The organism is Burkholderia sp. NFPP32, assembly GCF_900119325.1.
GTDB lineage: Bacteria > Pseudomonadota > Gammaproteobacteria > Burkholderiales > Burkholderiaceae > Burkholderia > Burkholderia pyrrocinia_C.
Map to the genome: position 1 here is coordinate 276978 of NZ_FPJP01000001.1, position 14030 is coordinate 291007.

10 protein-coding genes are annotated in these 14030 nt (G+C 67.9%); 4 read left to right on the forward strand and 6 right to left on the reverse strand.

The window, feature by feature from the left end; genetic code table 11:
- Nucleotides 1–255 precede the first annotated feature (255 nt).
- Nucleotides 256–2400, forward strand: a complete 2145-nt coding sequence (locus BT264_RS01175; RefSeq protein ID WP_072435966.1) for a phosphocholine-specific phospholipase C — start codon at nt 256–258, stop codon at nt 2398–2400.
- A 369-nt stretch (nt 2401–2769) separates the two neighbouring features.
- Nucleotides 2770–3918 (forward strand): branched-chain amino acid ABC transporter substrate-binding protein, encoded by a 1149-nt coding sequence (locus BT264_RS01180; protein ID WP_072435967.1) that lies wholly within the window; start codon nt 2770–2772, stop codon nt 3916–3918.
- Nucleotides 3919–4055: 137 nt separating this feature from the next.
- Here BT264_RS01180 and BT264_RS01185 read toward each other — a convergent pair whose 3' ends face one another.
- Complete coding sequence (locus BT264_RS01185; protein ID WP_034183131.1) at nt 4056–4817, reverse strand: FadR/GntR family transcriptional regulator; 762 nt, start codon at nt 4815–4817, stop codon at nt 4056–4058.
- 360 nt (nt 4818–5177) lie between these two features.
- On the opposite strand from BT264_RS01185, the gene gudD reads away from it, so the two are divergent.
- Nucleotides 5178–6530, forward strand: a complete 1353-nt coding sequence (gudD, locus tag BT264_RS01195; RefSeq protein WP_072435968.1) for a glucarate dehydratase — start codon at nt 5178–5180, stop codon at nt 6528–6530.
- A 202-nt stretch (nt 6531–6732) separates the two neighbouring features.
- Here gudD and BT264_RS01200 read toward each other — a convergent pair whose 3' ends face one another.
- The 3 genes from BT264_RS01200 to BT264_RS01210 form a co-directional block, all read right to left on the reverse strand.
- Nucleotides 6733–7197, reverse strand: coding sequence for a DUF2214 family protein (locus tag BT264_RS01200; protein ID WP_072435969.1), 465 nt, complete (start codon nt 7195–7197; stop codon nt 6733–6735).
- A gap of 39 nt (nt 7198–7236) precedes the next feature.
- A complete protein-coding gene (locus tag BT264_RS01205; protein ID WP_072435970.1) occupies nt 7237–8046 on the reverse strand; it encodes a hypothetical protein in 810 nt (269 codons plus the stop codon).
- 237 nt (nt 8047–8283) lie between these two features.
- Nucleotides 8284–9348 (reverse strand): glycosyltransferase family 4 protein, encoded by a 1065-nt coding sequence (locus tag BT264_RS01210; protein WP_006476459.1) that lies wholly within the window; start codon nt 9346–9348, stop codon nt 8284–8286.
- Nucleotides 9349–9914: 566 nt separating this feature from the next.
- Between BT264_RS01210 and BT264_RS01215 the strand changes: the two genes are divergently transcribed.
- On the forward strand, nt 9915–11747 hold the full coding sequence (locus tag BT264_RS01215) for an ABC transporter ATP-binding protein (RefSeq protein WP_072435971.1): 1833 nt from the start codon (nt 9915–9917) through the stop codon (nt 11745–11747).
- Between the two features lie 125 nt (nt 11748–11872).
- Here the strand turns inward: BT264_RS01215 and otsA are convergent, their stop codons facing one another.
- Entirely contained in the window at nt 11873–13252 is a 1380-nt protein-coding gene (otsA, locus tag BT264_RS01220) for an alpha,alpha-trehalose-phosphate synthase (UDP-forming) (protein ID WP_072435972.1), read from the reverse strand.
- Nucleotides 13249–14001 (reverse strand): trehalose-phosphatase, encoded by a 753-nt coding sequence (gene otsB / locus BT264_RS01225; RefSeq protein WP_072435973.1) that lies wholly within the window; start codon nt 13999–14001, stop codon nt 13249–13251. Before otsB ends, otsA begins: the two co-directional genes overlap by 4 nt.
- Between the last annotated feature and the right edge of the window lie 29 nt (nt 14002–14030).

The following is a 14030-nucleotide window of genomic DNA, read 5'->3' on the forward strand; positions in this document are numbered from 1 at the left end:
CCTGCCGTCCTGCTTTCCCTGCCGTCCTGCTTTCCCTGCCGTCCTGCTTTCCCTGCCGCACCATAACCGCCGGCGATACGCATCCCGATGCCGGTCCGATGCATGTGCAAACGATTCCGGACTTCACATGAATGACACCGATTCCTCGCTATGCTCGCGTCGGCACGCCCCCGCGCAGCCGCATCCTGCGACCCGGACGCGCCCTTCCCGTAGGTCCCGCCAATCGGCTCCCCTCTTTACCGCACGATAACGACCATGACCCGATCGAACCGTCGTGACTTCCTGCGCGTCGCCGCCGGCACTGCCGGCGCCGCCGCGCTGAACCTGTTTCCGCCCGTGATCCGCGATGCGCTTGCGATTCCCGCAAACCGCCGCACCGGCACGATCCGCGACATCGAACACATCGTGATCCTGATGCAGGAGAATCGCTCGTTCGACCATTACTTCGGCACGATGCGCGGTGTCCGCGGCTTCGGCGACCCGCGCGCGCTGCGTCTCGCGAACGGCAAGTCGGTGTTCCACCAGCCGGTCGGCCCGGCCGAACTGCTGCCGTTCCACCCCGGCGCGGACAAGCTCGGCCTGCAGTTCCTGCAGGACCTGCCGCACGGCTGGCAGGACATGCACGCCGCGTGGAACAAGGGCCGCTACGATCAGTGGGTGCCGAACAAGGGCACCACGACGATGGCTTACCTGAAGCGCGACGACATCCAGTTCCATTACCAGCTCGCCGACGCGTTCACGATCTGCGATGCGTACCACTGCGCGATCCCGAGCTCGACCGACCCGAACCGCTATTACATGTGGACGGGCTACGTCGGCAACGACGGCACGGGCGGCGGCCCGGTGCTCGGCAACGAGGAAAAGGGCTACGGCTGGAAGACCTATCCGGAAGTGCTCGAACAGGCCGGCGTGTCGTGGAAGATCTACCAGGACGTCGGCACGGGGCTCGACGCGAACGGCTCGTGGGGCTGGACGCAAAACCCGTACATCGGCAACTACGGCGACAACGCGCTGCTCTACTTCAACCAGTACCGCACCGCGCTGCCCGGCACGCCGCTGTACGAGAAGGCGCGCACCGGCACCAACATCAGCGCGGGCGGCACGCTGTTCGACGTGCTGCAGCAGGACGTGAAGAACGGCACGCTGCCGCAGGTGTCGTGGATCTGCGCGCCGGAAGCGTATTCCGAGCACCCGAACTGGCCCGCGAACTACGGCGCGTGGTACATCGAGCAGGTGCTGAAGGCGCTCGTGTCGAATCCCGACGTGTGGAGCAAGACCGCGCTGTTCATCACGTACGACGAAAACGACGGTTTCTTCGACCACGTGCCGCCGCCGTTCGCGCCGCAATCGCGCGACAACGGGCTGTCGACCGTCGAGACGACCAACGAAGTGTTCGCCGGCGACGCGTCGCACATGGCTGGCCCGTACGGGCTCGGGCCGCGCGTGCCGATGCTCGTCGTGTCGCCGTGGACCAAGGGCGGCTGGGTCTGCTCGCAGACCTTCGATCACACGTCGCTGCTGCAATTCATCGAGGCGCGGTTCGGCGCGCAGTATGCGGTCACCGCGGCCAATGTGTCGCCGTGGCGCCGCACGGTGTGCGGCAACCTGACGTCCGCGTTCGACTTCTCGACGCCCGACGCAAGCTGGCCGCAGCTCCCGGACACGACCGGCTACGCGCCGCCCGACCGCAATCGTCACCCCGACTACATCCCGGTGCCGCCGGTCGTCCAGCATCTGCCGAAGCAGGAACACGGCCTGCGTCCGGCGCGCGCGCTGCCGTACGAACTGTTCGTGCACGGGCGGATCGACAACGCGAGCGGCCAGTTCCGGCTGACCTTCGCAAACACCGGCGCCGCCGGCGCGGCGTTCCAGGTCCAGGCGCGCAACCGCGTCGACGGCCCGTGGGCCTACACGGTCGACGCCGGCAAGCGGATCTCCGACACGTGGAGCCCCGCGCCGTCGCTCGGCCTGTACGACCTCGACGTGTACGGCCCGAACGGCTTCTACTGCCACTTCCGCAGCCCCGCCGCGTCGGCGGTCGGCCCCGCGAGCGTCAACCCCGAGGTGATCTACGGCTACGACGTCGCGAACGGCAACATCACGCTGCGCCTGATGAACCGCGGCCACAAGGCCGTGCGGCTCAAGGTCACGAACGCTTACGGCCACGGCCACGCGCGCACGTTCGACCTCGCACCGGGCGCGCGGGTCGACGACTACTGGGACCTGCGCGGCAGCCACGGCTGGTACGACCTGACCGTCAGCGACGGCAAGCCGCTCGGCTTCCAGCGCCGCTTCGCAGGCCACGTCGAGACGGGCCGCCCGAGCACGAGCGACCCGGCGATCCGCACGACGTCGTCGCACAGCGACGCCGAGGCTGCATCGGACGCGCTGTCCGACTGACGGTGTCCCACACGCGGCGCGGCCCCGGCGGGCCGTGCCGCGTCTTGGCCCGCGCCGCTCCCCCTCCTCCCCGCCCGTTCCGTTCGCGACGGGAAACTCCCGATACCGGCCGCCACCGCACGCGCGGAAGCTGTGCGCAAATCCTCATCGAATGCGCGGCAAATTGCCAAGACCCGTGCATATCGGCGACCTATAAATCGAGGCGATCGGGGCTCTTCGCGGAGCCTGACGGGAGATTCTTCCGAGGATCACGATGCCGACCTCCCCGCCCGATTCCGAGAAGCGGTCGAACCGCCCGCCCGTCGCACGCGCCTGGCCCGCCCGAGCGCGTGCGGTACCCACTCGCAGGTATCGAACAAGAGGAACCACATGAAATTCCGTCATTCCCTGCTGTCGGTGTCGATTGCATCCGCGCTGGCCCTCCTCTCGCAACAGGCCGCCCGGGCCGCCGACGCAACCGACGTGAAGGTCGGCTTCGCCGCGCCGCTCACGGGCGTGAACGCAGGCTACGGCAAGGACCTGCAGAACGGCGTGCAGCTCGCGCTCGACGACGCCGCCGCGCAGAAGGTGCAGATCGCCGGCAAGCCCGTGCACTTCAATCTCGTCGTGCAGGACGACCAGGCCGACCCGCGCATCGGCGTGCAGGCCGCGCAAGCGCTCGTCGACCAGAACGTGTCGGTCGTGGTCGGCCACTTCAACTCGGGGACGACGATTCCGGCGTCGGTCGTCTACGACAAGGCCGGCATCCCGGTGATCGATCCGGCCGCGACCAACCCGACGCTCACGTCGCGCGGGCTCGCGAACATGTTCATGGTGATCGCGACCGACGGCCAGAACGCCGGCAACGCGGGCAAGTATGCGGTCGACGTGACGAAGGCGAAGCGCATCGCGATCATCGACGACCGCACCGCGTTCGGCCAGGGCGAGGCCGACGAGTTCGAGAAGGCCGTGAAGGCCGCCGGCGGCACGATCATCGGCCGCGAGTTCACCAACAACCAGGCGGTCGACTTCCGCGCGCAGATCACGAGCCTGAAGGGCAAGAACCCCGACCTGATCTTCTTCGGCGGCCTCGATTCGCTCGCCGCGAACTTCGTCAAGCAGATGCGCCAGCTCGGGCTGAACGCGCAGTTCGTCGGCGGCGGCGGCGTGAAGGACAACGAGTTCATCAAGATCGCGGGCGCGGCTGCCGAAGGCGCGATGGCGTGGGAATACGGCCGGCCGCTCGACGAACTGCCGCAAGGCAAGGATTTCGAACAGCGCTTCAAGAAGCGCTTCGGCGTCGACGTGCTGTCGTACGCGCAGTTCGGCTACGACGCGGCCTGGGCGGCGATCAAGGCGATGCAGGCGGCCGGCTCGACCGACCCGAAGGTCTATCGCCCGGTGCTCAAGAAGGTCGACTTCGAAGGGGTCACCGGCCGCATCTCGTTCGCGAACGACGGCTCGCTGAAGAGCGGGATGTCGACGCTGTACCAGGTGAAGAGCGGCGCGTGGAAGACGATCGTGACGAAGGGAGGCTGATCGGCGGTGTCGGCGGCCGGCGGCGGAAACGCCGTCCGGCCCCGGAGACCGGCGAAGTTACGCCGATCTCGTATGACGACTGATGTTGGCGCGATGCAATCGGGCCCGCGGCAACGCGGGCCGCACTGCCCGGCGGATCAATTGGCCTGCGTGTCGCGCTCGGCTTCGGCCGCCTCGTGCGCGCGGCGCAGCCGCTCGCGGCTGTTGGTGAGGTGTGTGCGCATCGCGGCGCGGGCGGCCTCCGGGTCGTGGCGCGCGATCGCCTCGTAGATATCCTCGTGCTCGTGATTCAGCCGGCCGACGTAGCGCTCGAGGTCGTCGCCGGCAAAGCGCGCCGAATTCACGCGAGTGCGCGGGATGATCGACGTGCCGAGTTGCGTCATGATGTCGACGAAATAGCGGTTGCCGGTGGACTGCGCGATCTGCAGGTGGAACTGGTAGTCGAGCTGCGCCGTGTCGCGGCCGCCGCCCGCCCCCGTCGCGATCGCATCGAGCGCACGCCGCAGCGCGGCGAGGTCGGTATCGTTCGCGCGCTGCGCGGCGAGGCTCGCGCACTCGCTCTCGAGGCTGATGCGCAGTTCGAGCACCGCGAGCACGTCGCGCAGCGTCGTGATCGTCGCGGGATCGATGCCGAGCGCCTGGCGGCGCGACGGCTCCAGCACGAAGCTGCCGATGCCGTGGCGCGTTTCGACGAGGCCGCTCGCCTGCATCCGGGAGATCGCCTCGCGCACGACCGTGCGGCTCACGCCCTGCGCCGCCATGACTTCGGTTTCGGTCGGCAGCTTGTCGCCGGGACGCAGCGTGCCGTTTTCGATCTGCGCGGTCAGCGCGTCGACGACATCTTGTGCGAGGCTGCGTGCGCGACGGCGCGGCGCTGCGGGAAACGTAGGCACGGACATGAGGCCGGTTCCTTTTTGAATGATCGTAATGTGGGCCGAGGGTTTACGCGGGGTTTGAGCGAAAGCCGATGATTCATTATACTGCGTCACAAGTCATCCGACGACTGATGATATACGCACGGTTCTCCTGTCGACTCAAGCCGGCGTTCCGGCGCCTGCTGGTCCCATGCGTTACGATCAGCCAGCGTTCGCGTTCTGCGCTTCGCTGGTCCGGTTGTCGCTCCCACCCCGTTCCGGGTTTGCTGTCGACATGCGGGCCTTGCGCGCCGCGCACGTCGGTTGTCGAATGATCGCACCTCCCGCCGCGCGCGGCAAAGCTTTTGCCGCACGGCATTGCCCACCCTTTCGCCATCGCCGCCCATGAACGCCGCCACTGCCTCGCCTTCCCACGACACGCCGCGCATCGTCGACCTGCAAGCGATTCCGGTCGCCGGCCACGACAGCATGCTGCTCAACCTGAGCGGCGCGCACGGCCCGTTCTTCACCCGCAACCTCGTGATCCTGAAGGACAGCGCGGGCCGGACCGGCGTCGGCGAAGTGCCGGGCGGCGAAAGCATCCGCCGCACGCTCGACGATGCGCGCGCACTCGTCGTCGGCCAGCCGGTCGGCAATTACCACGCGGTGCTCAACGACGTGCGGCGCACCTTCGCCGACCGCGACGCGAGCGGCCGCGGGCTGCAGACCTTCGACCTGCGCACGACGATCCACGCGGTCACCGCGCTCGAAGCCGCGCTGCTCGACCTGCTCGGCCAGCATCTCGGCGTGCCGGTCGCCGCACTGCTCGGCGAAGGCCAGCAGCGCGAGCGCGTCGAAATGCTCGGCTACCTGTTCTACGTCGGCGACCGCACGAAGACCGCGCTGCCCTATCGCGACGGCAGCGGCGCGACCGACGACTGGACCCGCGTGCGCGACGAGCCGGCGCTGACGCCCGAGGCGGTCGTGCGGCTCGCCGAGGCCGCGCATGCGCGCTACGGCTTCAACGACTTCAAGCTGAAAGGCGGCGTGTTCGAAGGCGCGAGCGAGATCGAGGCCGTGACGGCGCTCGCCGAGCGCTTCCCCGACGCGCGCGTGACGCTCGATCCGAACGGCGCGTGGTCGCTCGACGAGGCCGTGCGGCTGTGCCGCGACCAGCATCACGTGCTCGCCTATGCGGAAGATCCGTGCGGCGCGGAGAACGGTTACTCGGGCCGCGAGGTGATGGCCGAATTCCGTCGCGCGACGGGATTGCCGACGGCGACCAACATGATTGCGACCGACTGGCGGCAAATGGGTCACGCGGTGCAGCTTCAGGCTGTCGACATCCCGCTCGCCGATCCGCACTTCTGGACGATGCAGGGTTCGGTGCGCGTCGCGCAGATGTGCCGCGACTGGGGTCTCACGTGGGGCTCGCACTCGAACAACCACTTCGACGTATCGCTCGCGATGTTCACGCATGTCGCGGCCGCCGCGCCGGGCCAGGTCACCGCGATCGACACGCACTGGATCTGGCAGGACGGCGAACGGCTGACGCGCGAACCGCTGAAGATCGAGAACGGGCTGGTGGAAGTGCCGAAGCGGCCGGGGCTCGGCATCGACATCGACATGGATGCGGTCGCGATCGCGCACGAGCTGTACAAGCAGCACGGACTCGGCGCCCGCGACGACGCGGCGGCCATGCAGTATCTGATTCCGGGGTGGACGTTCGACAACAAGCGCCCCTGCCTCGTGCGCTGAGCACGGACGGCCCGGGCGACGGCCTCGCCCGGCCGGGACGAAGTCCGAAGGAATGATGCAGTTCGAGGCCGGCCCGGCTGATGTCGGGCTGGAGAGGCGGTGCAGGTGGAACGAGATCCGGACGGTTGCTTGCGGCTATGCCGGACCAGCCGAGCCGCACCTGGCCGGCCGCACCTGGCCGGCTAGCGCTACGCGGCCATCCCTAGCCGGCCGCCCCAATCCCCCGCGCCATCCCCGATGCGGCGAACACGATGACGACCAGCAGCACGGCCTGCCAATGGCCGATCCGCACATAGGTGCGCGCGCGGCCGATGTCGGGCATCTGCTGCTGCCGCGCGGCGACACGCCAGCGGATCAGCCCGAGCATCGGCACGACCTCAAGCAGCAGGATCATCACGAGCGCGGTCATCTTCAGATGAAAGAGCGGTTCGTGCAGGTAGTACGCGGTGCCTTTCTCGAAACCGCCGAACGCGCGCATCAGCCCCGTCACGATCAGCACGAGCGCCGACAGCCCCCAGGCAGCATCGGCCTTGAATACGGCGGGCAAGTCGGCCGCCTGCGCCGACGCGATGAGCCGGCGCAATGCGCGGTTGCGTCCCGCGATCGCGGCAAACGCGACGGCGAACGCGCTCAGGTGAACGGCAGCCAGCAACCAACGGACGATCATCGTGCCTCCTTGTCGCCCGCGCCCGGTGCGCGAGCGGTGTCAGACGATCTGCTTGAGCGCCGCGTCGAGCGCGAGCACCGCGACGCGGTCGCCCTCGGTCGCAAGCGGCGCGCGCATTACGATCTGCCGGTTATGGCCGACGGCTGCCGGCGAATCCCACAGCAACTCCACCTTCGGCCGCCGGAACAGGCCGCCGCGGCGTGGCAGCACGGCCGCCGGCTGCACGTCCGGCGCGCCCTGATCACCCGCGACGGGCGCCGCCCGGCCAGGCCAGCGCACCGACAGCTCGCGCGCGTCGTACTGGCCGACCTTGCGGCTTTCCATCCAGACGATCGCGGTACGCGTCAGCACGTCGAGCGAAATCGCGTAGCGGCCGACCGCGAAGCGGCGTGCCGCCACGTTGGTCCGCCACAGCGGCCGCGGACGGCAGATCCAGACGATCGCCGCATAGAGCGCCGGCGCGGCGACGAGCCAGCCGTTGGTCGCCGTCACCGCATGCAGCGCGCGGCGCCAGCCGGCCGCCCATGCGAACGCGCCGACCGACCAGACGGCGAACAGGAAGCCGATCAGCGCGAAGACGCGCAGCGCCTGGCGCAGCCATTGCGGCAGCGGATGAAACGGCCGCTCGGCGCGCGCGACGGCACCCGGCAACGCGAGCAGCAGGAAGATCAGCACGAGGTAGACGAACGCCCACGGCGACGACACCATCGCCGACAGCGACGCCCGATAGCCCATCTGGGACATCGAGAACAGCCAGCGCGCGAGCAGCACGAGACCGATCGCGCGCAACGCGAAGATCACGCCGGCGCCCGGGGCCGGCGCTGCGCGCGTGGTTTTCGTTCTCGCCAAGACAGCTCTCCTCTGGATGATCGTGCGGGGCCGGATTTCACGGCACGGCCATTATAGGGACATTACCGTCTGGACAGACTGCCGGATGGCATGCCCGGCCGCTTCATGGGCCGTTCGCGGCGTCGGGCGCGGCGAGAATACAACAGATCCGCGCCGCGGATGTGACAACGCCCCGCCGGGAACCCGGACGGGGCGTCGATGACGGCCGCGCGCCGCCGCGCGGCGGCAGCCGGCGAATCAGCTTGCGTTGACTTCGCGGAGCACGGTGCGGCGCTTCTGGCGCAGCAGTTCCTCGTAGCCCTTCACGTAGTTCTGCGCCATCACCTTCGACGAGAAACGTGCTTCGAACGCGGCGCGGACCTTCTCGCGCGGCAGCGTATCGAGGCGCTTGAGCGCCGCGACGGCCGACAGTTCGTCTTCGACGACGAAGCCCGACACGCCGTTGTCGATCACTTCCGGCACCGAGCCGCGCTTGAACGCGATCACCGGCGTGCCGCATGCCATCGCCTCGATCATCACCAGGCCGAAGGGCTCCGGCCAGTCGATCGGGAACAACAGCGCGTGCGCGTTGCCGAGGAATTCGGTCTTTTCGGACTCGCTGATTTCGCCGATGTACTCGACGTGCGGCAGCGCGAACAGCGGCTTGATCTTCTCTTCGTAGTACGCGCGGTCGGCCTTGTCGAGCTTCGCGGCGATCTTGATCGGCAGGCCGGCCTGCTCGGCGATGCGGATCGCCGTGTCGACGCGCTTCTCCGGCGAGATGCGGCCGAGGAACGCGAGATAGCTCGGCTTCACGTTCGGGATCGGCGTCAGCAGGTTTTCCGGCAGGCCGTGATAAACGGTCGACAGCCAGTTCGCCTGCGGCAGCGGGATGCGCTGGTTGTCGGAGATCGACACGACCGGCACGTCGCTGAATGCGTTGAAGATCGGCTGCAGTTCCGGCAGGTCGAGACGGCCGTGCATCGTCGTCAGATGCGGAACCGGCTGGCGCGAGAACAGCGAGAACGGGTAGTAGTCGATGTGGCAGTGCAGGACATCGAACTCTTCCGCGCGGCGGCGCACCTGCTCGAGGAGCAGCATATGCGGTGCCATCACGTCGCGGATCGTCGGGTCGAGGCGCAGTGCCTGCGGCCAGCACGCTTCGAGCTTCGCGGAGGTTTGCGAATCGCCGCTCGCGAAGAGCGTGACGTCATGCCCCATCTCGACAAGTGCTTCGGTGAGGTAGGACACCACTCGCTCAGTACCGCCGTACAGCTTCGGGGGAACTGCTTCGTGCAACGGAGCGATTTGGGCGATTCGCATGCGTAACTCCTAAAAAATCGGCTAAAAACCAGGTTGGGTCGGCAACCTGCCGGCGGTCTCCGGGCTGGATGCATTTCGTCCGAAAAATCGGACGAATCAGCCTGCCGGGGGCGTCGAACCCGCGCTGCTCGAGGAGCGTCGGCGACGCGACAGGCATAGAACGTTTGAAACGAAGACCCGTTGACAGGGGTTCGTAAAAAAACCTGGAATCGAACCCGGAGCCGATTATCTAGGGTTAATCCCGATACGGCGCACAACATTTCAAACACTTTACTTTGTTACAAAGGCGCAACACTTTGCAACCCGCGGACTCGGGTGTCCGTTCTAGAGTGGAAGGCCCTTTTGGCGATCCTGGTCACCCGTGACTGCCGGCAGCTTGATTCCGGCACATGAGGCAGGACGGGATGCCGGATTTTATCTCAAAATAGATCGCGAGCCCCTGGCCAAGGCAAGATTCGCGCAGCGCAACGCATGCGTTGTTTACAATGCCGGATTATTCAGTCCGGGCGAACGCCGGCATGCGATCCCGCCGCAACGCTCAACCACCGAATCACCGCACGCATATTTTGGAATCTCTCACCCCTGCCCAGCGCAACGCCCACAACGCGAAGCTGTCGAGCTACGCGCACCGGCCGATCGCGTTCCTGTTCCGCTACATCCGCCTGCATCCCGTGGCCCACCTCATCGTGCTCTGCAGCGTGCTGGCCGCCGTCGGCTGCGCGCTCGGCTCGCAATACGCGATCAAGCACCTGATCGACGTGCTGGCGACCGGGCGCCATCACCCGGGCCCGCTGTGGAGCGCGTTCGCGCTGCTCGTCGGGCTGATCGCGGCCGACAACCTGCTGTGGCGCGTCGGCGGCTGGGTCGCCGCGCACACGTTCGTCGCGGTCACCGGCGACCTGCGGCGCGACCTGTTCCAGTACCTGATCGGCCATTCGCCGACCTACTACTCGGAAAAACAGCCCGGCACGCTCGCGAGCCGCATCACGGCCACGTCGAACGCGGTCTACACGTCGGAGAACACGATGGCGTGGAACGTGCTGCCGCCGTGCATCGCGGTGATGGGCGCGATCCTGATGATCATCGTCGTCAATCCGCTGATGGCCGCCGGCCTGCTCGGCTGCTCGGCGGTGCTGTCCGTGATCCTGTTCAAGCTCGCCGGGCGCGGCTCGGCCCGCCACCATGCGTTCGCGGCAAAGGCCGCGGCGGTCGACGGCGAACTCGTCGACGTGATCGGCAACATGGGCCTCGTGCGTGCGTTCGGGATGACGCTGCGCGAGCAGAAGCGTTTCGGCGCGACGGTCAAGGCCGAGATGGACGCGCGCCAGCAGAGCCTGCTCTATCTCGAGAAGCTGCGCCTGCTGCACGCGGTGATCACCGCGATGCTGTCCGCCGGCCTGCTCGGCTGGGCACTGTGGCTGTGGGACCAGGGCCGCGCGACGTCGGGCGACATCGTGCTCGTCAGCTCGCTCGGCTTCACGATCCTGCACGGCACGCGCGATCTCGCGGTTGCGCTCGTCGACGTCACGCAGCACGTCGCACGGCTGTCCGAAGCCGTGAAGACGCTGCTCGAGCCGCACGGGATGCAGGACCGCTCCGATGCGCAGCCGCTGTCGGCCAAGGGCGGCCGCGTCGCCTTCGAGCGCGTGACGTTCGCGTATCCGCACCGCCGTGCGATCCTCGACCACTTCGATCTCCATATCGAACCGGGCCAGCGCGTCGGCCTGATCGGCAAGTCGGGCGCCGGCAAGTCGACCGTGCTCGCGCTGCTGCAGCGCTTCTATGACACGCAGGACGGCGTCGTGAAGGTCGACGGCCAGGACGTGAAGGCGATCACGCAGGACAGCCTGCGCCACGCAATCGCGCTCGTGCCGCAGGACATCTCGCTGCTGCACCGAACGATCTACGACAACATCGCGTACGGCCGCCCCGACGCGACCCGCGACGAAGTGCTCGCCGCAGCGCGCGACGCGCGCTGCGCGGAGTTCATCGAGGCGATGCCGGAAGGTTATGACACGATCGTCGGCGACCGCGGCGTCAAGCTGTCGGGCGGCCAGCGCCAGCGCATCGCGATCGCGCGCGCGATCCTGAAGGATGCGCCGATCCTGCTGCTCGACGAAGCGACGTCGGCGCTCGACAGCGCATCCGAGGAAGCGATCCAGAGCGCGCTCGACCGCCTGATGGTCGGCCGCACGGTGATCGCGATCGCCCACCGCCTGTCGACGCTGCGCAACTTCGACCGGATCATCGTGATGAGCAACGGCAAGGTGATCGACGACGGCAGCCCCGAAGTACTGCGCAACCGCCCCGGCCTGTATCGCGACCTGCTCGCGAAGCAGCACGGCCGCCATCACGCGGCCCCCGACGGCAACGCGCCGACCGGCGAACGCGTGGCCTGACGCGTCCGCGCGCAGCCGATAAAAAAAGCCGCAGTGCTTCACGCACTGCGGCTTTTTTTCATTGCATCGGGAACGGCCAGCCGGGATGGCGCGGAATGCGCCGCGCGATGCGTCGGACCTACCGGCTAGCCATGCTGCAGATCGCGCAGGAAGTTGTCGCGCCACACCGACACGTTGTTCTCGCGAAGCTGCGCGATCATGTCCGCGTAACGCGCGCGCCGCTCGGCGAGCGGCATCGTCAGCGCCTGTGACAGCGCATCGGCCATCCCGTCGATATCGATCGGATTGACGATCAGCGCGCCCGTCAGCTCGCGCGCGGCGCCCGCGAAACGCGACAGCACGAGCACGCCCGGATCGTCCGGATTCTGCGCGGACACGTACTCCTTCGCGACGAGGTTCATCCCGTCGCGCAGCGGCGTCACGAAACCCACGCGTGCGAGCCGGTACAGCGCGGCCAGCACCTGGCGGTCGTACTGGCGGTGAATGTAGAGGATCGGCGCCCAGTCGAGCTCCGCGTAACGCCCGTTGATGCGCCCCGACTCCGCTTCGAGCTGCAGGCGGATGTCCTGGTATGCGCGCAGGTCCGCGCGCGTCGACGGTGCGATCTGCAGGAACGACACGCGGTTGCGGATCGACGCCTGGTGTTCGAGCAGTTTCTCGAACGCGCGGAACCGCTCGACGAGCCCTTTCGAATAATCGAGCCGGTCGACGCTCATGATCAGTTGCCGCCCGCGCAGCGACGTCGCGAGCGTGCGTACGGCCTTGCCGTGCTCGCCCGCCTGCGCGAGCGTCGCGATCTCGTCCGGATATACGCCGATCGGATAGGCGGCCGCGCGCAGCGTCTGGCCGAACGCGCGCACGCGCACCGTATGGCCGTCGCGTTCGACCTCGCCGCCCGCCTCGAATTCGACGTAGTCGCAGAACGCGCGCAGGTCGGGCTCGGTCTGGAAACCGAGCAGGTCGAACGCGCACAGCGACTCGACGAGCTCGCGGTGCGGCGGCACGTTGACGAGCACCTGCGCGGCCGGAAACGGGATGTGCAGGAAGAAGCCGATGCGGTTCTTCACGCCGGCCTCGCGCAGCGCGCGTGCGAACGGGATCAGGTGATAGTCGTGCACCCAGATCACGTCGTCGTCCTGCAGCAGCGGCACGAGCTGCTGTGCAAGCCATACGTTGACGCGGCGATAGCCGTCGAATTCGTGGCGGTCGTACTGGATCAGGTCCGCGCGGTAATGGAACGCGGGCCATAGCGTCGCATTCGAGAAGCCGCGGTAATACTGGTCGTAATCGCGGCGCGACAGGCCGACGGTCGCGAACGTCACGGGCCCGCGCTCCTCGATGCGGATCTGCGGCGCGCCGGAGGCGACGACCTCGCCGCTCCAGCCGAACCACATGCCGCCCGTCTCCTTCAGCGCATCGTAGACGCCGATCGCGAGGCCGCCCGCCGCCGGTTCGCCTTCCGAAATCGGGGCGACGCGGTTTGAAACGATGATGAGCCGGCTCATGCGTGCGGCAGCCCCGCGCCAAGCCAGCACGCGATCTGCTCGTGCAGCGCGTCGACCGAGTCGAGCCGCATGCGGGCGGACGTCTCGCCCGCGCCGACCTTGATCGACAGGCCGCCGCGCGCGTTGACCACCGCGAAGCCCTTCTCGTCGGTCAGGTCGTCGCCCGCGAACAGCGGCATGCGGCCCGCGAACGGCGGCTCGTCGAGGAACGCGGCCAGCGCGCGCCCCTTGTCGACACCCTTCGGCTTGATCTCGAACACCATCTTGCCGGGCTGCAGCACATACGCATCCGCGTATTCGGCGACGAGGCGCTCGGCCGCTTCGCGCGCAACCGCCTCGCGCTCGGGCGCGTTGCGATAGTGCAGCGCGACGGCCGCGCCCTTGATTTCGAGCAGCATGCCCGAATGGCGGTCGACGACGGCCGCGAGCTCGCGCTCGATGCGCAGCAGACGTTCGTCGTTGAAGCCGATGCGCTGCGTGTCGCCGTTCGCATCGCGGCGCTCCGCGCCGTGCAGGCCGGCGATCGGCAGGCCGGGCATCTTCAGGAACGTGTCGAGGTTGTCGATGCCGCGCCCGGACACGATCGCGACCGCGCCGTGCGAGCGTCGGCGCAGCTCGTCGAGCAGCGTCGGCAGCGACGGCGGAACATGAATGCTGTCGGGCGTCGGCGCCAGTTCGACGAGCGTGCCGTCGAAGTCGAAGAAGAACGCGGTATCGGTCAGGGACAGGGAAGCCGGAACGGATTGCATCGATTCGATAATGTGAGGGGCGGCCGGCA

Bases quoted from the DNA above. Each gene is read 5' to 3' on its own strand.
- BT264_RS01175 (WP_072435966.1), top strand. From the start codon at position 256: ATGACCCGATCGAACCGTCGTGACTTCCTGCGCGTCGCCGCCGGCACT.
- BT264_RS01180 (WP_072435967.1), top strand. From the start codon at position 2,770: ATGAAATTCCGTCATTCCCTGCTGTCGGTGTCGATTGCATCCGCGCTG.
- BT264_RS01185 (WP_034183131.1), bottom strand. From the start codon at position 4,817: ATGTCCGTGCCTACGTTTCCCGCAGCGCCGCGCCGTCGCGCACGCAGC.
- gudD (WP_072435968.1), top strand. From the start codon at position 5,178: ATGAACGCCGCCACTGCCTCGCCTTCCCACGACACGCCGCGCATCGTC.
- BT264_RS01200 (WP_072435969.1), bottom strand. From the start codon at position 7,197: ATGATCGTCCGTTGGTTGCTGGCTGCCGTTCACCTGAGCGCGTTCGCC.
- BT264_RS01210 (WP_006476459.1), bottom strand. From the start codon at position 9,348: ATGCGAATCGCCCAAATCGCTCCGTTGCACGAAGCAGTTCCCCCGAAG.
- otsA (WP_072435972.1), bottom strand. From the start codon at position 13,252: ATGAGCCGGCTCATCATCGTTTCAAACCGCGTCGCCCCGATTTCGGAA.
- otsB (WP_072435973.1), bottom strand. From the start codon at position 14,001: ATGCAATCCGTTCCGGCTTCCCTGTCCCTGACCGATACCGCGTTCTTC.